This is a genomic window from Streptomyces sp. NPDC005485, from assembly GCF_040606085.1.
GTDB lineage: Bacteria > Actinomycetota > Actinomycetes > Streptomycetales > Streptomycetaceae > Streptomyces.
Window position 1 is genome coordinate 14,233 of sequence record NZ_JBEXDZ010000104.1, and the last position, 19,377, is coordinate 33,609.

At 69.1% G+C, this 19,377-nt stretch carries 15 protein-coding genes; 10 read left to right on the forward strand and 5 right to left on the reverse strand.

From position 1 onward, the window contains the following. Positions 1–135: 135 nt before the first annotated feature. A complete protein-coding gene (locus ABZS97_RS29230; RefSeq protein ID WP_356142292.1) occupies positions 136–912 on the reverse strand; it encodes a polysaccharide deacetylase family protein in 777 nt (258 codons plus the stop codon). Positions 913–1,357: 445 nt separating this feature from the next. Here ABZS97_RS29230 and ABZS97_RS29235 point away from each other — a divergent pair, with 445 nt between their 5' ends. Further along, complete coding sequence (locus tag ABZS97_RS29235; protein WP_356142294.1) at positions 1,358–3,298, forward strand: alpha-L-fucosidase; 1,941 nt, start codon at positions 1,358–1,360, stop codon at positions 3,296–3,298. A 257-nt stretch (positions 3,299–3,555) separates the two neighbouring features. Here the strand turns inward: ABZS97_RS29235 and ABZS97_RS29240 are convergent, their stop codons facing one another. Continuing rightward, positions 3,556–5,781, reverse strand: coding sequence for a DEAD/DEAH box helicase (locus ABZS97_RS29240; RefSeq protein WP_356142296.1), 2,226 nt, complete (start codon positions 5,779–5,781; stop codon positions 3,556–3,558). 421 nt (positions 5,782–6,202) lie between these two features. Between ABZS97_RS29240 and ABZS97_RS29245 the strand changes: the two genes are divergently transcribed. Both ABZS97_RS29245 and ABZS97_RS29250 read left to right on the forward strand, forming a co-directional pair. Then, on the forward strand, positions 6,203–7,225 hold the full coding sequence (locus ABZS97_RS29245; RefSeq protein WP_356142298.1) for a LacI family DNA-binding transcriptional regulator: 1,023 nt from the start codon (positions 6,203–6,205) through the stop codon (positions 7,223–7,225). Between the two features lie 264 nt (positions 7,226–7,489). Next, entirely contained in the window at positions 7,490–8,605 is a 1,116-nt protein-coding gene (locus tag ABZS97_RS29250; RefSeq protein WP_356142301.1) for a cellulose binding domain-containing protein, read from the forward strand. Between the two features lie 111 nt (positions 8,606–8,716). On the opposite strand, the gene ABZS97_RS29255 is transcribed toward ABZS97_RS29250, so the two are convergent. From ABZS97_RS29255 to ABZS97_RS29265, 3 genes are all read right to left on the reverse strand, one after another. Continuing rightward, complete coding sequence (locus ABZS97_RS29255; RefSeq protein WP_356142303.1) at positions 8,717–9,268, reverse strand: dihydrofolate reductase family protein; 552 nt, start codon at positions 9,266–9,268, stop codon at positions 8,717–8,719. A gap of 245 nt (positions 9,269–9,513) precedes the next feature. Then, positions 9,514–10,671, reverse strand: a complete 1,158-nt coding sequence (locus ABZS97_RS29260; protein ID WP_356142305.1) for a methyltransferase domain-containing protein — start codon at positions 10,669–10,671, stop codon at positions 9,514–9,516. 127 nt (positions 10,672–10,798) lie between these two features. Then, positions 10,799–12,064: an aminotransferase class V-fold PLP-dependent enzyme gene (locus ABZS97_RS29265; RefSeq protein ID WP_356142317.1), complete on the reverse strand. Its 1,266-nt coding sequence runs from the start codon at positions 12,062–12,064 to the stop codon at positions 10,799–10,801. Between the two features lie 589 nt (positions 12,065–12,653). Here ABZS97_RS29265 and ABZS97_RS29270 point away from each other — a divergent pair. The 7 genes from ABZS97_RS29270 to ABZS97_RS29300 all read left to right on the forward strand — a co-directional run. Then, positions 12,654–12,974, forward strand: a complete 321-nt coding sequence (locus ABZS97_RS29270; RefSeq protein WP_356142319.1) for a hypothetical protein — start codon at positions 12,654–12,656, stop codon at positions 12,972–12,974. Between the two features lie 346 nt (positions 12,975–13,320). Beyond that, complete coding sequence (locus ABZS97_RS29275) at positions 13,321–14,109, forward strand: GntR family transcriptional regulator (RefSeq protein ID WP_356142307.1); 789 nt, start codon at positions 13,321–13,323, stop codon at positions 14,107–14,109. Positions 14,110–14,142: 33 nt separating this feature from the next. Beyond that, a complete protein-coding gene (locus ABZS97_RS29280) occupies positions 14,143–14,370 on the forward strand; it encodes a ferredoxin family protein (RefSeq protein WP_355747586.1) in 228 nt (75 codons plus the stop codon). Between the two features lie 16 nt (positions 14,371–14,386). After that, positions 14,387–15,730 carry an ABC transporter substrate-binding protein gene (locus ABZS97_RS29285; RefSeq protein WP_356142309.1) on the forward strand — a complete coding sequence of 448 codons (1,344 nt, stop codon included), beginning with the start codon at positions 14,387–14,389 and terminating at the stop codon, positions 15,728–15,730. Continuing rightward, positions 15,727–16,653 (forward strand): ABC transporter permease, encoded by a 927-nt coding sequence (locus ABZS97_RS29290; RefSeq protein ID WP_356142311.1) that lies wholly within the window; start codon positions 15,727–15,729, stop codon positions 16,651–16,653. Before ABZS97_RS29285 ends, ABZS97_RS29290 begins: the two co-directional genes overlap by 4 nt. Then, complete coding sequence (locus ABZS97_RS29295; protein ID WP_356142313.1) at positions 16,637–17,431, forward strand: ATP-binding cassette domain-containing protein; 795 nt, start codon at positions 16,637–16,639, stop codon at positions 17,429–17,431. The genes ABZS97_RS29290 and ABZS97_RS29295 overlap by 17 nt, the downstream gene beginning before the upstream one ends. Continuing rightward, a partial coding sequence (locus tag ABZS97_RS29300; RefSeq protein WP_356142315.1) for a fumarate reductase/succinate dehydrogenase flavoprotein subunit occupies positions 17,428–19,377 on the forward strand: 1,950 nt, incomplete at its 3' end. The genes ABZS97_RS29295 and ABZS97_RS29300, both read left to right, overlap by 4 nt.

A 19,377-nucleotide genomic window follows, 5' to 3' on the forward strand; every position in this document is an offset into this window, starting at 1 on the left:
ACGAACGCGGGCGACCTGGACATCCAAGACCGTTCGGGATGCCCGCAAAGAGCAGGATTGAGTCCACGACTCACTCCTGCTCATCGACTAGGAACAGCTAACGGGAAGCAGCGACGCTTCGTGTATCCGGGGCGGTCACTTGTAGATCTTGCCGGGCTCGGCCTTGCTCGGAGCGAGCAGCTGGGAGACGGTCACGAAGGTGTAGCCCTGCTTCCTGAGTGCCTTCAGGATGGAGGGCATGGCAGGCACGGTGCCCTTGTGCAGGGGGTGGAGCAGAATGATCCCGTCGCGGTCGGCGCCCTCGAGCACGCGCTTGGTGATCAGCGCGGTGTCGTCCGTCTCGTAGTCCTTCGCGGTCACCGTCCACAGCACCTGCGCCATCCCCAGTTCTTTCGAGACCTTGGAGACGCGGTCGTCGGTGCGGCCCTGCGGCGGGCGCATCAGCGTCACCTTGCCGCCGGTGATTCCGGAGATGGCCCGTTCCGTGCGGGTCAGCTCGTCGCGGATCTGCGCATCGGAGACGTCCGTCAGCACCGCGTGGGTCCAGGTGTGGTCCCCGATCTCGTGGCCGTCCTTGGCGATCCGTCGCACCACATCCGGGAACTTGTGGATGCGCCGGCCCTCAAGGAAGAACGTCGACGGCGCCTTGTACTCCTTCAGGAGATCCATCAACCGGTCGGTGGGTTCACCCGGGTTGCCGTCGAAGGTGAGCGCGATGCACTTGACCTTCCGGCAGTCCACCTGTCCCGACGGTACGCCTCGTCCTGACGCGGCCCGGTCGCGCTCCTCGCTCGGAGAGACCGTCTTCATCTTGTTCGCCTGGATGACCATGACCACGGTCACCGTTACGGCTGCCACCACGGCCAGGGTCAGGAGTATGAGCAGGCGAGGCCGCCTCTTCAGGATGTTCACTCGCAAAGAGAGTAGTTCAGCGCCGGAAGGGTTGCCCTGCGGCCCTCGATTGTGAGGCAGGACACTCGCGTGCAGCGCGTTTCAACTGACCTGCCATGCCGTGACCTTTCGACACACTGAGCCTCACGACTCGCAATTGTTGGAATCTGTTCGCTTCCGTCGCATGACACTAAGCGAGTGCCATGCCCTCGTCAATGGCCGCCTCGATACATACATCCGATGACAGATACCCTGGAGGTTAGGAAACTTTCTCAACTCCGGCGGATTTCAAGGACTTACGTCCTACCTATGGACAGCACCCCCTCCGTACCTACTAATACATCCCATGTTCCTGAGTGGTGTGGCGCCATGGATTTCACCGCGGTGGCGCCTCCTTGCACCCACTCCCGCTCACGCTCCAACACCGTCCGTTCTGTTCTGTTCTGTGAACACTCAGGAGAGAGCCTTGTCCGAACCGATCAGTCGCCGCACAGTGCTGACCGGCATGGCCGCCATGACGGTTGCCGCAGCCATTTCGCCGACGCTTGCGACACCTGCGCACGCTGCCTCCTCCCCTCAGCCGCTGCCCCTCTTCCCCTTACGGATCCCCAAGGTGGACCTGGGCATCGAGCAGCAGTCCGACGAGAAGATCCAGTGGATGCAGGACGCCAAGCTCGGCATGTTCATCCACTGGGGCGTCTACTCCGGCCCGGCCAAGGGCGAGTGGTACATGGAGAACTCCGCCGTCACCCCGGAGAACTACCGGAAGTACGTCACCGAAGCCACAGGCGAGCAGTTCACCGCCACTGCGTACAACCCCGCCGACTGGGCGCAGCTGGCCAAGGACATGGGCGCCAAGTACACGGTGCTTACGGCCCGCCACCACGAGGGCTTCGCGCTGTGGCCGTCCACGCATCCGAACGCCTGGCATGCCGGACAGGCGCCCCTGCAGCGCGACTTCGTCGGCCAGTACGTCACCGCCGTGCGCGCCGCCGGGTTGAGAGTGGGTCTGTACTACTCGCCGTTGAGCTGGCGCTACCCCGGCTATTACGACGTCCGCGGCACCAACTGCCTCCCGAACAAGTGGGGTTACGTCACCGATCCTGCGCACAAGGAGAACGCGCGGATCATGAAGAACGAGGTGTATCAGCAGGTCAAGGAGCTGGTCACCCAGTACGGCAAGATCGACGACCTGTGGTGGGACGGCGGCTGGCTCGGCCAGCAGGGCAGCGACGCGGACGCCGCGTTCTTCTGGGAGCCCGGTAAGTTCCGCGACCCCCAAAACGAGTGGCCGGTGGACTCCGCCTACAGCGAGACCGATGCCGCCACCGGCAAGCCATTGGGGCTGACCGGCCTGGTGCGCAAGCACCAGCCCGACATCGTCGCCACTCTGCGCTCCGGCTGGATCGGCGATTTCGCCAGCGAGGAAGGCGGTTCCGTGCCGAGCGGAGCGATCCGCACCGGCAAACTGGCGGAGAAGTGCTTCACCATAGGCGGCGCTTGGGGCTACAAGGCCGGCTCGCCCGTGATGAGCTTCGGCGCCATCATGAACATCCTGGTCAACGCCTGGGTGCGGAACATGACCTGTCTGCTCAACGTCGGCCCCGACCGTACGGGCGCGGTGCCGGCCGACCAGGCAGCCGGCGTGCGCCGGGTCGGCTCCTTCCTGTCCACCTGCGGCCAGGCCGTCTACGGCACGCGCGGCGGACCGTGGGAACCGGTGGACGGTCAGTACGGCTATACGTACAAGGACAAGACCTTCTACATCCATCTGCTGCCCGGCTACAGCGGCACCTCCTTCACCACCCAGTCCATCGGAGACGCACAGGTCACCCGCCTCTTCGACGTCGCCACGGGTGCCGATCTGGCGTACAACGTCGGTTCGGACGGCAGGGTCACGATCACCGGCGTCAACCGCACCCGCATCCCCGAGGACAGCGTCGTCGGCGTCACGCTGGACCGCTCCGTGCAGCCGGCCGACATCGCCGTCGGCAAGACCGCCACGGCCAGCAGCGAGGAGGCCTCCAAGGGCAACACCGCGGCCAAGGCCGTCGACAGCTCCACCACCACCCGCTGGTGCGCGAACAACGGCAACACGGGCCAGTGGCTGAAGGTGGACCTGGGCTCGGAGAAGTCGCTGACCGGCACTCGTATCGCCTGGGAGTCCGCGGCAACGAACTACCGGTACCGGGTCGAGGGTTCCACCGACAACGCCAACTGGACCACTCTGGCCGACTTGACCGCCACCACCGGCACGAGTCAGGTGCAGTTGTCCGTCTTCCGCGCGCAGGCACGATATGTGCGGGTCACCGTCACCGGCCTCCCCAGCGGCGCCTGGGCCTCGATCCGCAACCTGGAGGTCTACGACCGTCCGCTCAGCGCGGATGGAGCCACCTCAAGCGGGTGAACCGCCGGAGCGGCGAGCTACTGGGGGTCGTCGACGGCTCGAACGCCGACGAGCAACACAGTCCGGCTACGGGACATCCGATTTCTGAAGGTCGACCCGACGGTTGAGAACGCCGGCCCCTGCCACCTGCCCGGACGTCGCCCTGTCGAACAGACCGGGCGGCGGACCGGGCTCGGCACACACAAGCGCGCGAGCGCGCCGCCCGCGAGTGCGCCGCTGTCACCGCCGAACACAGCGCGCGTTTGACGTCGACCAACTCACTCGGCAGCCGTGAGCCTCTCCTCCGTCATGCCGTCCTCCCTCATACCCAAACGCACCTGTTCCTCCTCGACGATCCGGCGTGCCAGCTCGGTGTCCGACACGTCGACCGCATCCGGCGAGGCTTCGGCCACGGCGCTGCGGCGCGCATAGGCATCGAACAAGCGCGTCTTGGTCTCCAGCATCTTCACCATGCGTTCGTCCACGCCCCCGATGGCGAGAAGACGGTGCACGCGGACCGGCCTGACCTGGCCCATTCGGTGCGCCCGGGCCACCGCCTGGTGTTCGAGGGTCGGCTTGATCTGAGGTTCGCAGATGACCACGACGGAGGCGGCCTGCAGGTTGAGGCCGACCCCCGCTGCCTGGATCTGCGCCAGAAGCACCGCGGGACCGGAGGCACCGGCGAAGTCGTCGACGATCTGCTGCCGCCGTCCGGCGGGGACGCTTCCGGTGAGCGGACCGAACACCGGGGCGCCGTCGGTGATTTCGGCCGCGAGGGACTCCTTCACCACGGCCAGTACGTCCTTGAAATAGGAGAAGACGACCGTCTTCTGCCCGTTCTCACCGGCCTCCTGAACGATCTCCCGGAGCCGGTCAAGCTTGGCCGACTTTTCGGGACCCATGTACGCGGCCCTGCGCATCGCCATGAAGTTGCCTGCGCGTACGGCGTCACGGTAGGCCTCCTCGTCCGATGTGCTCAGCTCCTCCCACTCGTCGGTCTGCTGCAGACTGGGGAGTTCCGTCAGTACGTCCTCCTGGTTGCGTCGCAGGTAGACCGGCGCCACGGCCTTGCGGAAGGCGACTGATCCGGCCAACGCGTCCCGTTCGCCCAGGGAGGCCGCGACGCCCTCGTCGAGCATCCGGACCAAGTCGCGGAACTCCACGACCCTGTTCTCCATCGGCGTTCCGGTCATGAAAAGGGCGCGCCCGCAACGCTCCGCCCACAGGGCAACCGCCTGGGAGCGTTTGGCGTTCGGGTTCTTCACGAAGTGCGCTTCGTCGACCACGAGCAGTCCGACCTCCCCGCCGCCCGGCGAGGGAAAACCGCGCAGCGCGTCGAATGTGGTCACCGCGACCCCGCCCCGTCCCTTCCAGTCGGCGAACGCATGGTGCCGATCGGGTCCGTGGAGCACCGTGACCCGCAGGGCGCTGCGCGCCTCGATCTCCCGTGTCCAGTTCACGAGCACGCTCGCCGGGCAGACGACCAGGAAGTGGCTCTGTCCCTCGGCAGCCAGATGGGCCAGCACGGCGATCGCCTGGATGGTCTTCCCCAGACCCATCTCGTCGCCGAGTATCACCTTGCGCTGGGCAAGCGCGAACCGTGCGCCGAACGCCTGGTAGCCGCGCAGCGACACCCGCCGGTGGGCGTCGTCGAGGCGCTGGGTCCGTACCCGCTCGGCAATCTCGTCCGGCAGGAAGCCCTCGGCGGCGGCCGCGTCGGACAGGTGCCCGGAGATCTCGGCGAGCAGGCTGTAGTACTCGGCCGAACGGAGTTCGAAGTCCACCCAGGCCGCGACATCGGACTCGGGCGCTCGGAGCAGGTCCACCGAGGCCTGGGCGAACAACCCGGGCAGGCCCGCCCGCTCCGCCTCGTCCATCAGCGACCGGATCTCGGCGACCGCCGCCAGCGCGCGAGTCTTCTTCTCCTGGGCCGCCAGCAGCATCCGGAATCGTCCCGCGGCGGGCCTCGCGTCAGTGAGCAGCAGACCGAGCCGTTCCACCAGGACAGTGGCCTTGTCGACCGCACGACGAGCGTCCGGGCCGGCCTCCACAAGTACGTGCAGGGCCATGACGAGGGCGGTGGTGCTCGGCTCCGGATGGTCCACGTCGATGTGGACGGCCACGCTCTCGTGCACCGCCTCGGAGAGCCGACGGGCGGCGGCGAGCATCTGGTCGACGGTGCGCTGCCCCACGCCGGGAATCTGCCGCAACCGGTAGGGGCCCGCGTCGAGAACACTGCCAACGGTGCGCAGGCTGCTCTTCTCGACGCTTCCCAGCCGCAGCCGTCCTTCGGTGACATCCTGCAGCCGGGTGACAGGAATGGCGTCGAGTTCACGCTTCACCGCTGCATCGTGAATCGGCTTCAGTGCCGCTCGTATCGCCTCGACCGCCCTGCCGTGATCGTCGACCACTGCTCGCGCCGCCTCGTACAGTCGCGCTCCCCCTGCGACCGTGTCCCGCTCGCCACGCCCCACGCTTCCCGCCCCTCCTCGGCCTCCTCGCATCCTCCCACCGCCCGTACGGGGCCCCGACGGCGCTCGGCAGATCACGGCCGCGAGAGCGACCTCGTTGATGTAGTCGGCGACGGTGACGTGAAGTCCGCTGTTGGGGCCGGGATTGAGGCGTTCCAGGTATCGGGACCGGCCCGACCACTGAAGGGTGGACGGGATCTGGCCCGGCTGAGCGAGGTGTTCCAGTCGGCCGCGTCCATCGCCGACTCATTCATGTCGCCCTCTCACTCATGTCGCCGCCCTGAGAGGCGAGTTCACCGCGGGCGCCGGCCAAGGCCTCGCGAATCCCCGCTCCCGCCATGACCGGTGAGGCTCTTGCGGCACTACTGCTTTCAGCCGTACGGCGACGTCGCTGGAGAAGCCATGTGCCCGGTTCCCTCGCGCCGTAAGATCGGTGATCTCAGGGGAGGTGGTCATGGGGAGGCAACGCCTTGGCGCGCCGACGCTGGAGCAGGTGGCTGCCCACGCCGGAGTGGGACGAGGCACGGTCTCCCGCGTCATCAACAACGCGACCGGCGTGAAGAAGTCGACGCGCCAGGCCGTGCAGCGCGCCATCGAGGAACTGGGCTACGTGCCCAATCTCGCCGCGCGCTCCCTGGCCGGCCGACGGGCCGACGCCGTCGCCCTCGTGTTGACGGAACCGGACTGGAGGCAGTTCGCGGAGCCCTTCTTCTCCGAGATCGTCCGCTCGCTCGCTGACGCGCTGGCAGACACCGGGATGCAACTGCTGCTGACCCTGGTCCGTTCGGACGCCGAACGGCAGCGCTTCCTGGAGTACGCGCGCGGCGGCCGCGTCGACGGAGCGTTGCTGGTGTCCGTGCACGCCGGCGATCATCTGCCGGACATGCTCGCCGAGGCCGGGTTGCCGACCGTCATGCTGGGGCGGCGCTCGAACGACGAGTTCGTCAGCTACGTCGACGCGGACAATGTCGGCGGCGCCCGCAGTGCCGTGTCCCACCTGCTCAAACGGGGCCGTAGGGCGATCGCCACCATCACCGGACCGCTCGACATGTACGTCGCCCAGTGCCGGTTGCGCGGCTATCACGAGGCGTTGGCCATGGCGGGCCTGGAGGGCGAGCGGTCCTGGGTCGCCGAGAGCGACTTCACCGAGGAGAGCGGACGCCGTGCCATGGCCGAACTCCTCGAACGGCACCCGGAGATCGATGGCGTCGTCGCGGCGTCGGACACCACGGCGGCGGGTGCTTTGCAGGCGTTGCGCGCGGCGGGACGGCGCGTGCCCGAGGACGTCGCCGTGATCGGCTTCGACGACTTTCCGCTGGCTGAGCAGACCAAGCCGCCTCTGACCACGGTTCGTCAGCCGCTGGAGGAGATCGGGCGGGCGATGGTCCGGCTGCTCCTGGAGGAGATGGACGAGCCGGCCGTGGCCTGGCGGCACGTCATCCTCCGTACGGAGCTGGTGGTGCGCGAGTCGTCCTGACCGCCTTCGGCGGGAACAGGAGTTTCGGGAGCGCTCCCAAAAACAAGCACGAACGACCCGCGCGTTCGGCCATCCCCACCTCCTGTCCCCCAGTCCTGAACTGGGCCTTCGAAAATGCTTCGGTTGAATCTCGCCCGCAGTCTTGTCAGGAACATGCACTCTTCCTAGAGTCCCTGCCGAACCGAAGGCATGGGAGCGCTCCCGCCGATCCGCCTACGGGAGCGCTCCCACTCCTACTCCCCCACCCCTTCGGAGAGGATCCGCATGCGACCGTCACCGCACCATGCCCGCAGCGCACGTGGCCTGATCGGCGCGCTGCTCACCGCGCTCGTCTCGCTGGCCGCGTTGCTGACCACCGCGCCGGCGGCACAGGCCGACACCACCATCTGTGAGACCTTCGGATCGGCCACGGTCCAGGGACGCTACGTCGTCCAGAACAACCGCTGGAACACCAGCCAGACTCAGTGCGTCACGACCTCCGACTCGGGCTTCAGGGTCACCCAGGCCGACGGCTCGGTCCCGACGAACGGCGCCCCGAAGTCGTACCCGTCCATCTTCAACGGCTGCCACTACACCAACTGCTCCCCCGGAACCACTCTGCCCGCCCAGCTCAGCACCATCTCCGGCGCGCCCACCAGCATTTCCTACAACTACGTCAGCAACGCGGTGTACGACGCGGCGTACGACATCTGGCTCGACCCCACACCCCGCACCGACGGCGTCAACCGGACCGAGATCATGATCTGGTTCAACAAGGTCGGATCCGTCCAGCCCGTGGGCTCCCAGGTCGGCACCGCAACCGTGGCCGGACGCCAGTGGCAGGTGTGGTCCGGAAACAACGGCACCAACGACGTGCTGTCCTTCGTCGCGCCGTCGGCGATCAGCAGCTGGAACTTCGACGTCATGGACTTCGCCCGGCAAGCCGTTTCCCGCGGGCTGGCGCAGAACAGTTGGTACCTGACCAGCATTCAGGCTGGCTTCGAGCCCTGGCAGAACGGCGCAGGCCTCGCCGTGACCTCGTTCTCCTCCACGATCAACACCGGTGGCGGTCCGGGCGGCTCCACGGCCTGCAAGGTGGCCTACGGGACGAACGTCTGGCAGGGCGGCTTCACGGCCGACGTCACCGTCACCAACACCGGCTCCTCCGCTGTCGACGCCTGGAAACTCGGATTCGCCCTGCCTGCCGGGCAGCAGATCACCAGCGCCTGGGGGGCCGGCGTTTCTCCGTCGTCGGGAGCGATCACGGCAAGCAACCTGGCCTACAACGCGCAGATCGCACCCGGCGGTCAGGTGTCCTTCGGCTTCCAGGGCACTTACGGCGGCACCTTCGCCAAGCCCGCCGGTTTCAGCCTCAACGGCACCTCCTGCGGCGCCGCCTGACCCTCGGCTCCCGCGCTCCGGGGCCCGCCCGGCTTCCTCACGCCAACCGGGCGGGCCCCGGCTCCAACCAGCGGGGCCCCATCCCAACGGGCATGGCCCTTCCCGAAGCTGTCAAGCTCGTCGGTATCGCAGGTCCACGGCCTCTGCGGGGTCGCCGTCGTGAATCCGGGCCCACCGGACCGGCTCAATACCGGGGCAGTCGAACAACCGCACTCCGGAGCCGAGCATGACCGGCGCCAGATGTACGCGGAACTCGTCGATCAGGTCGCGCTCCACGCACTGCCGGGCGATGTCCTGGCTGTGGAGTTCCAGGTCCTTGCCCTCTGCCGCGGCCAACCCGATCTCGACCGCCTCGGCCACATCGCAGTTGAGGAACGTGACACCGGGATCCGGAATCGCGTCCTCAGGGTGATGTGTCAGTACGAACACCGGACCACTCCACGCTCCGCCGTACGGCTGCTTGCTCGCCCGGCCGGGATACCGCTCAGCGAGCGCGTCGTACCCACTACGACCCCCGAGCACGGCCCCCAGACCGGCGATCGACTCCTGGACGACGCCCGGACCGGCCTTCACCCCGGCCATCCAGTCCATCGAGTGGCCCGGACCAGCCGCGAACCCGTCCAGCGACATCATCAGATGCCAGCGCACCTTGCCCTTGCCCATGAGGCCCTCCGTACGTCTCGGTGTACCGGTGTTGACCATCCGGCGCGTCGAAACTCATCGGTGAAGGACCGAACCAGGTGAGATCACGCCTTGCGCACCGTCGAGCTTCGGCGTGTCAGCCGGGATACGGCCGTACAGGCTGAGGACCAGCTCGCTGGCCGTACCCCGGGCGGAGGCGACCGCCATGCCCGCTCGGTCGGCAGCGGCAGCGCCCGGTGAGTCCGGCGTCGTGCCCTTGCAAGCGATCAGCTCCGGTGCGCGATGACCAGCCAGGCGCGGGAGTCGAACCACACGCCGTCGCCGGTGTCGTGCGCATCGAGAGTCGCGTAAAGGCGATCGCGTGCGCGCTCGGCGGACGCGGCATCCATATCGGTGATCATTTCCTTGGCCATCCACAGCTGCAGTACGGCAGCACACGCACGCTCGGCGTCCGGACCGTAGTAGACGGGCTCGCGTACGTCGACGACGTCCACTTTCGTGAAGCCGGCCGCGGTCAGTGCGCCGGACACGACGTCCGGGTCGGCCAGTGCGAAGGGGCCGTCGCTCTCTCCGGCCGGCGTCGATGACACGCGCTCCGGGGAGAGCGCCGCCCGGATCGCGGTATGCCACTCCTGCCGCTCGCCGGACTGCCAGACCAGGTGTACGAAGCGCGCGCCCGGGTGCAGGGCCCGCCCGATGTTGGCGAACGCAGCGATCCGGTCGGAGAAGAACATCGTGCCGAACCGGCTGGTGGCCAGAGTGAAATGCTCCGGAGGGAAGGCGTAGGTCTGGGCGTCGCCTTGCACGAAACTGACATTGCGGAGCCCCTCGGTCTCGGTCTGTTGGCGGGCCCGCGTCAGCATCGGGCTCGAGATGTCGATACCGAGGGCGCTCCCCGGCGACGCGGCTCGGCCCGCGTCCCGGGTGGTCTGGCCGGTGCCGCAGCCTATGTCGAGGACGCGATCGTGGGGTCGGACGTCGAGGGCGCTCCACAGTCTGCGGTGATAGTGGACGAGCTCCGAGTCGTAGTCGAACATTGAATCGCCTTCCTGTGCCGCTGGGCCGTCGCGGAGTACGCCCCGCACGGTGTCGCCGTCGCCGTGCACCTGGGTCAAGCTCCGGAAGCCATCACGCTGCGCCGGCGTTCGCGTACGGCTCGGGGGCGCAGCCGAGCGGCAGAGCGACGGCGATGTCGTACGCAGCCATCTCGCCGTGGCGCGATCAGTGAGGGCGGCAACGGCTTCGACGAGCTGGTGCGGGTGGTCGAGACTGGCCGGGAAGCGACCTTTGAAGCGGGCGGCGTGGCGGATGTGCTTGACGTTACCCGGGAATCCGGCGGCCCACACCGGTACGCCGGGCCGCTGAGCCGGGCGCGGCAGGAACGCGATGTCGTCGAGGGTGTAGTGCTCGCCGCGATGGCGCACCGTCTCGCCCAGCGATGAGGCGGGCAGGACCTGCGGGGGCGAGGGGCAGAGGGGGTGCGGTCGGCGGTCGGGCTTGTGCGAGCGGGAAGGTCACCGTCCACAGCGCTGGGCCCGCCAGGGGCTGTGGTCAGGCGGGGGTGAGGCTGGGGAGCAGGGTCAGGTGACGGCGGCCGGCGGCCGGGCGGGTGGCGGTGGGGAGGTCGTTGGCCGCACCCGCCGGGCCCGCCATGGCAGGGGCTGCCGCGGCCAGGGCGGAGGTTCGGGCGGGCGCGGCGGTGCGGGGGGTTGCCGTGCGGATGACGTCTTCGAGGGCCTGCGTGAGGCGGGCGAGGTCGTGGGGGGTGTGGTCGGCATCGACCGAGGCACGCACCGCGGTGGTGACGCCCCGCTGGGGCAGATACAGCGGCATCTGCTGGGCGACCGTCTTCCACACCGCAACCCCCCGGGCGGCCAGCTCACGGCGGATCAGCGCGGCGGGCAGCCGCGGATGGTGGAAGGTGACGATCCCGCACTGCACCCTGCCCGGCGCGATCAGTTCCACGCCCGGCACCTGCCCGACAGCCGCCCGCAGCAGCGGCCACAGCCCAGCGCCATCGACCGCACCGATGCCGGCCTGGTCGGTGAGCGCGGCGTTCAGCCCCACCACCGCGGCCAGCTGCGGCTCCGGCCCCAGCACACCCGCCGACCCCACGCCACCGCTCACCCCAGTCGAGGCAGCCCAACCACCCATGGCAGACGCGGGCGCGGGAGTGGCGAGCAGGGCGCGGGCCCGGGGGCTCAGAGCGGCAAAGCCCACTCCCAGCGGGCCCCGAAGGAACCGCCAGCCGTCCCCCGTCAGCACGTCACACCCCATAGCGCGGCCGTCCACCGGCAGCTGACCCACCGACTGCGCCCCGTCCACCGCGTACAGGCACCGATGCCCCGCCAGCAGCCGCCCGACCGCCTCGACCGGCTGCACGATCCCGCAACCCATCGGGACATGCGTCACCGACACCAACGCCACGTCCTCGTCAAGACGCGCCGCCATCCACTCCAGATCCAGGTCACCATCCGCACGCAACGGCACCGTCTCCAGCCGCGCCCGGCTACGCGCACACGCCGCCGTCAACACACTCAGCCGGCCCACACTCTCAAACGGGGTCGTCCACACCCGATCCCCCCGCCCCAACCCCAACCGGCCCACCAGCACGGCGAACGCCGCATCGGCATCCGCCACCAGCACCAGCCCGTCGGCCGGCATCCCCACCAACCCACCCAACCGGCCATACACCTCGGCGCCCGCAGCCTCCTCGAACTCCTCCGCCACCTCGTGCGGCCCCTCGTACTCCTCGCGCCGCATCACCTCAGCAACCAACGCCCGCACCCCCGCCGGCATCCGGCCCCGCTCCGCCACGTTCAAGAACACCCCAGCAGCCGACGTCGCCGCACCCGCTGCCGCAGTCTCTGTTGCCGTCCCGGAGCCACGCCCGGCCACCGTCCCCCGCCCCAATACCGTCACCACGCCCATCTCCAAGACCTCCCACCACACCCAGAACCTGTGCCAGCCATTGCCAACCTGATGGCAATAGATTGCCTACCAAGGCAGGGAGTTGGCAACGCGCACTCCACTCGCACTCAAGCAACCAGCCCACACCAATCTTGACAAATAACTCAAAACACCCTCAGCTGCCAAACGACACCACCAAACCCGAGCCATACCCCAGGCGCACTCCAGCGCCCCCACACCAACCCCCAACCCATCAGCCCGCACCCAGGCAAAGTTTTGCCAGACCGCGCGCCAGTCACCACACCTCCGGACCCGAAGGAGCGACGAACAGCGCGGCCCGGCACTCCGGTCCGACCTCGCGATCTCGGTGGGAGGAGTGGTCGGTTGACGGGGAGCCCGGCGCTGCACGCATATCGCGTTGTGGGCCCTGGGGCGCCGCCATAGGGTCACCGGCATGTCAATACGTCTTCGTATGCGTCAAGCGCTGCCGGAAGCGATGCGTGCCCGTGACAAAGCCGCGGTGAGCGCTCTGCGCACAACGCTCGCCGCGCTGGACAACGCCGAGGCGGTGCCCCTGGACGAAACCGAGCCGCACAACCTGGCCCTTGAGCAGTCACCGGTCGGTGTCGGCGCCACCGAAGCAGCGCGCCGTGAGCTGAGCGAGCGCAGGGTGGTGGACATCGTGCGCGCCGAGGCCGCCGAACGGCTGGAGGCCGCAGCACAGTTGACCGCGCCCGCGCACGCTCATCGAGCCGCGCAGCTCCGCGCCGAAGCCGCCGTACTGCATCGCCTCCTCGACAGCCCCGCCACCCCGTAGGACACAACGCCGCACCCGCACCGAAGCAACACAGGAGCGCAAGCGCGGCCTCGGCCCACTGATCACCGCACCGGCCCGCAGAAGCGTCATCGCCTCACAGCGGAGCCGGTGCTGTCGTGTGCGGAGGAGGCCGGCCCTGCCCGCGCTCGGGCACGTGGGGTGAGTCAGCTTTGCGGACTCTCGCGCTGAGCGCCTCGGCGGCTGCCTTGGGCCGTAGACCCCGGCGCTGGCAGATCTTCCCGCCCGTCCGACGAAACCCCAGGTCAAGTGGATATCTGGTCATGTGTCAGGTGGCGCAACACTCCGGCAACACCTCTTTCCCTACCGGATAGGTATGGTCCGAAACATGTCAGCCACCGACCGCATCCGCGACCACGCCGGCCAGGGCGCGACCACCGTCGCAGCCCACCGTGCGCGGCGGAGGCTGCGTGCGGACCGGGCACGCCAGCTCGCCGACCTGCTCCGCCACCAACTCCTGGCCGGGGGGTTCCCGGACGGCGCGCTTCCTCACGAGACGATCCTCGCCACGGACTACAGCGCGTCCCGCAACACCGTTCGCCAGGCCCTCGACCTCCTGCGTGCCGAGGGCCTGGTCGAACGCCTGCCCGGCGTCGGCACGGTCGTCGTGGCCGAGAAGTACCCGCACGGACTCGACCGCCTGATGGGCCTCGCGGAAACCCTGCGCGAACACGGCCATGTCAGCAACGAGGTGCGCACCGTGGGCGCCGTCCCCGCCCCGTCCCCGGTGGCCGACCGCCTGCACCTCCCACCCGGTACCGACGTCCTCTACATCGAACGTCTGCGCCGGCTGAACGGCCTGCCCCTGTCCCTCGACCTGACGTACATCCCCCTCGACATCGGCACCGCCCTGCTCGGGGAGGACCTGGAGAACACCGACATCTTCCGGCTCCTGGAGTCCCTCACGGGCCAGCCTCTCGGCCACGCCGAGATCAGCCTGGAGGCAGTGAACGCGGACGCCCACTCCGCCGCCGTACTGCAGGCACCGCACGGCGCGGCCGTCCTGATGCTGGAACGACTCACCTACCTCGCCGACGGCCGGCCCGTCGACCTGGAGTTCATCCGCTTCCGCGGCGACCGCATCGCGATGAGCGGTCTGCTGCACCGGTCCCTGTAAACACCCCGCTCGCGCACATTCCTGGAGACAGCTATGCCCTTGGCACCCCAGCGGGCCGACGTGCCCGTGACCATCGACGAGTCCAAGTGCATCGACGGCTGCACGCTCTGCGTGGACATGTGCCCGCTGGACTCCCTCGCCATCGACAACAGCAGCGGCAAGGCGTACATGCACGTCGACGAGTGCTGGTACTGCGGCCCGTGCGCGGCCCGCTGTCCCACCGGAGCCGTGACAGTCAACATGCCCTATCTGCTCCGGTGAGAGGTACCGAACTCCCGTGAAACACACCGCACTTGCCGTACCGGCTGCCCTTCTCCTGCTGTCGCTGACCGCCTGTGGCGGCAGCGCCGAGGCGGGTGACGGCAAGAACGTCACCATCACCGTCGGCTACCAGTCCAAGACCATCAACACGGTCACCGCGGGCACCCTTCTGCGCTCCCTCGGCTACTTCGAGAAGGACCTCAACGCCCTGCACGACGGCCACACGTACAAAGTCGACTGGCAGGACTACGCCACCGGCGCCCCCATCACCGCCCAGATGACCGCCGGGAAGATCGACATCGGCTCGATGGGCGACTTCCCGCTGCTCATCAACGCGACCAGGGGCAAGCAGCTGAACCGCCCCACCCACCTGGTCTCCGTCACCGGCTACAACCTCCGTGGCGGCCTCAACACCATCGTCACCGCGCCCGGCTCCACGCTCACCTCCCTGAAGGACCTGAAGGGCAAGAAGGTGTCGACGAGCGTCGGCTCCGCCGCCGACGGCACACTCGTACGGGCCCTGCAGCACGCCGGCATCGACCCGAACGACGGCATCGAGAAGCTCAACCAGCAGCCCGCCGTCGGCGCGTCGGCACTGGCCGCGGGCAGCACGGACGCGCTCTCGCAGTTCGTCGCCTGGCCAGGTCTGCTCGCCTACCAGGGCAAGGCGAAGGCTCTGTACGACGGCGCCGAACTGAACCTGCCCACCTTTCACGGTGTCACCGCCCTCGAGGACTTCGCGAAGAAGAGGCCCGCCGTGCTGGAGACCTTCCTGAAGGCCCAGGCACAGGCCACCGACTATCTCAACACCCGTCCCGTGAGCGCCGCCGAGAAGGTCGCGAAGGCCACCGGCCTGCCCGCCGAGGTCGTGTACCTCTACAACGGCGCCCACGGCATCTCCACCTTCGACCCGGCCGTCAAGCCGCAGCTCGTCTCCGCGCTCAAGCAGGACGTGTCGGTCCTGAAGGAGGCGAAGCTGACCGGCGATGTGGACGTGGACTCCTTCGTCGACGACCAGTACGTGAAGAAGGCCCTCGGGGCGTCGTACGCGAAGCAGCTCGCCGCCACTCCCCCGACGGCCGCGGGCGAGGTATGGCCGAAGGGCGCCGCGAAGACCAAGGCATTCAAGTCCCCGGCTGAGCTCCTGAGTTATGTGGCCGCCCACCGCGACGGCATCCGCGCCGCCTACGTACCCGACGCCACCACCGGCACTCTGTGGTTCGCCGACAAGGCGGTGTGGGTGGCCGACGGCGAAACGCTCCTGCCGTTCGTCGCCCCGGCGACTGCGCAGGCGTACGTCTCCGCGCACGGCGGCGCCCGCGTCATCACCTATGCCAAAGCCCTGGAGCGTGCCGCATGAGCCGGCCCGCACCGCGAGCGAGCCGCTATCGACGGCCACTCCCGCCGATCGGCCGGTACGCGCTGCGGGTGGCCGCCGTCGCGGCCGCCCTCGGCCTCTGGCAGATCCTGACCAGCCTGGACATCGACCTGTGGCTGCGCTTCTCGCAGTTCCCCACGGTCACCGACGTCGCCCACGCCTTCGCCGACCGCCTCGCCGGGGCCGACTACTGGACCGACCTCACCGACAGCCTCACGCGCATCCTCACCGGCTTTCTGCTGGCCGCGGTGCTGGGCGTGGCGGTGGGCGTGCTCGTGGCCCGCTCCCGTCTCGCCGAGGACCTGCTGGGTCCGCTGCTGGAAGTGGTCCGCCCAATCCCGGCGATCGCCCTGGTCCCCGTCGCGATCCTCCTGTTCCCTTCCAACGAACAGGGCATCGTCTTCATCACCTTCACCGCCGCCTTCTTCCCGGTCCTGGTCTCCACCCGGCACGCCGTCCGCGCGCTGACCCCCGTGTGGGAGGAGGCCGTGCTCACGATGGGCGGCGGCCGGTGGCGGATTCTCGGCTCGGTCGTCCTGCCGGGCGCACTGCCGGGCATCTTCAGCGGTCTGTCGGTCGGGATCGGTGTCTCGTGGATCTGTGTGATCTCCGCCGAGATGATCTCCGGCCAGTACGGCGTCGGCTACCGCACCTGGCAGGACTACACGATCGTCTACTATCCCGGCGTCTTCGTCGGCATGGTCACCATCGGCATCCTCGGCTGGCTCACCTCCACCGCGGTGGAACTCCTGGGCCGACGCCTGACCCGGTGGCTGCCGCGGACGTCGTACGTCCCCGGAGCCCGGCCGGCGTCACCGCGCACGCACGCCCGGCCGGCCCCCACCGCCGCACGCACCGACCAGCCCTCCGACGCCGAGGAGGCACGCGATGAGCACCTCGTCTGACACCAAGCCCGACCTCGGTACGCTGGACAAGGCGCCGTCCCCCGTACGCGGCACCCGGCTCACCCTTCGCGCCACCGCACTCGGCCGCCACGATGCCCCCGTCCTGGACGGCGTCGACCTGGACATCGCACCGGGCGAGATCCTCACCGTCGTCGGTCCCTCCGGCTGCGGCAAGTCGACCCTGCTGCGCACCCTGGCGGGCCTGCTGCCCCCGCTCGCCGGAGAGATCAGCCAGGACGGGCACCCCCTGGCCGGCCCCACCGCGGAACGCGCCCTGATCTTCCAGGAGGACGCTCTCCTCCCCTGGCGCACCCTGCGCGCCAACGTGGAACTCCCGCTGGCCATACGCGGGTTGTCGCGAGCGGAACGCCGCACACAGGCGGACGCGTGGCTGGCCCGGGTCGGCCTGGCCGAGCAGGCCCGGCAGTTGCCGCACCGCGTGTCCGGTGGGCAACGTCAGCGCGCCCAGCTGGCACGCGCCCTTGCCGCACGCCCACACGCCGTCCTCATGGACGAACCCTTCGGCGCCCTCGACGCCCAGACCCGTGCCGGCATGCAGGACCTGCTGGTGGAGGTGCTGCACGGTACGGGAGCGACCGTCGTCTTCGTCACCCACGACGTGGAAGAGGCCCTCTTCCTCGGCGACCGCGTGGCCCTGCTCGGTTCCGGCCGTCTCACTGCCGTACGAGAGGTGCCACGCCCGCGCGAGCGCGCCGCCCATGACGATCCGGCGCGCATCGCGCTGCGACGCGACGTCCTCACGTCACTCGGTTCTTGAAAGGCACACTGGTGGACACCCCCCTGCAGATCCCGGCCCTCGCCGACGCCGAGGAGATCAGCTGCGACGTCCTCGTCATCGGCGGCGGCACCGCCGGCACCATGGCCGCCCTGACCGCCGCCGAGCAGGGCGCGCACGTCCTGCTGCTGGAGAAGGCCCACGTCCGCCACTCCGGCGCACTCGCCATGGGCATGGACGGCGTCAACAACGCCGTCATCCCCGGCCGCGCCGAACCCGACGACTACGTCGCCGAGATCACCCGCGCCAACGACGGCATCGTCGACCAGTCCACCGTCCGCCAGACCGCCACCCGCGGCTTCGCCATGGTGCAGCGCCTGGAGTCGTACGGCGTGAAGTTCGAGAAGGACGAACACGGCGACTACGCGGTCCGCCAGGTCCACCGCTCCGGCTCCTACGTGCTGCCCATGCCGGAGGGCAAGGACGTCAAGAAGGTCCTGTACCGGCGGCTGCGGCGGCGCGAGATGCGGGAGCGGATCCGCATCGAGAACCGGGTGATGCCGGTGCGCGTGCTCACGGCCGAGGGGCGGGCCGTGGGAGCGGTCGGCTTCAACACCCGTACGGGCGGCTTCGTCACGGTCCGCGCGGGTGCGGTGATCCTGGCGACCGGTGCATGCGGCCGCCTGGGCCTGCCCGCCTCCGGCTATCTGTACGGCACATACGAGAACCCGACCAACGCGGGTGACGGCTACGCCATGGCCTACCACGCGGGCGCCGAACTCACCGGCATCGAGTGCTTCCAGATCAACCCGCTGATCAAGGACTACAACGGCCCTGCCTGCGCCTACGTCGCCAACCCCTTCGGCGGCTACCAGGTCAACCGGCACGGCGAACGCTTCGTCGACTCCGACTACTGGTCCGGCCAGATGATGGCCGAGTTCGCGGCGGAGGTGGCGAGCGACCGCGGCCCGGTGTACCTGAAGCTCAGCCACCTCCCCGAGGAGTCGGTCTCCGCGCTGGAGTCGATCCTGCACTCCACCGAGCGCCCGACGCGCGGCACCTTCCACTCCGGCCGCGGTCACGACTACCGCACCCACGACATCGAGATGCACATCTCCGAGATCGGCCTGTGCGGCGGCCATTCGGCCTCGGGCGTACGGGTCGACGACCGCGCCCGTACGACCGTGCCGCGACTGTACGCCGCCGGTGACCTGGCCTGTGTGCCGCACAACTACATGATCGGCGCGTTCGTGTTCGGGGACCTGGCGGGGGCGGACGCGGCCCAGTACTCCGCGTACGAAGGGGAGTTGCCCGCCGATCAGCTGCGCGAGGCGCACGAACTGATCTACCGCCCGCTGGGAAACCCGGACGGCCCGCCGCAGCCCCAGGTCGAGTACAAACTGCGCCGCTTCGTCAACGACTACGTCGCCCCGCCGAAGTCCGGCGCCCGTCTCTCCCTCGCTCTGGAGGCCTTCGAGCGGATGCGCGACGACATCGCCGCGATGGGCGCCCGCACCCCGCACGAACTCATGCGCTGCGCCGAGGTCACCTTCATCCGCGACTGCGCGGAGATGGCAGCGCGCGCATCGCTGGCCCGCACCGAGTCCCGCTGGGGCCTCTACCACGACCGCCTCGACCACCCGCATCGTGACGACGCCTCCTGGTTCCACCACCTCGACCTGTACAAGTCCGCCTCTGGCGCAATGGAGTTCACGGCGCGGCCGGTGGCTCCCTACCTGGTCCCGGTCGACGGCTTCACCCCGACCGACGGCCCCTCCCGGCACCTCGGCGAGGTCCACGCTGAACACGTGGCGACAGCAGGGGCCCGGGAAGCGGCGCCGGTGGCGTTGCGGCAGGAACCCACCGCGGCCGACACAGCCGCCCACCCCCGGGCCGACGCGGACGCGCCGGCCACACCCCGCCTGCTCGAACTCCTCTCTCTCGCAGAGGACGAGCCCGACCTCTCCCTGCTCGCCCCCTACTTGGCG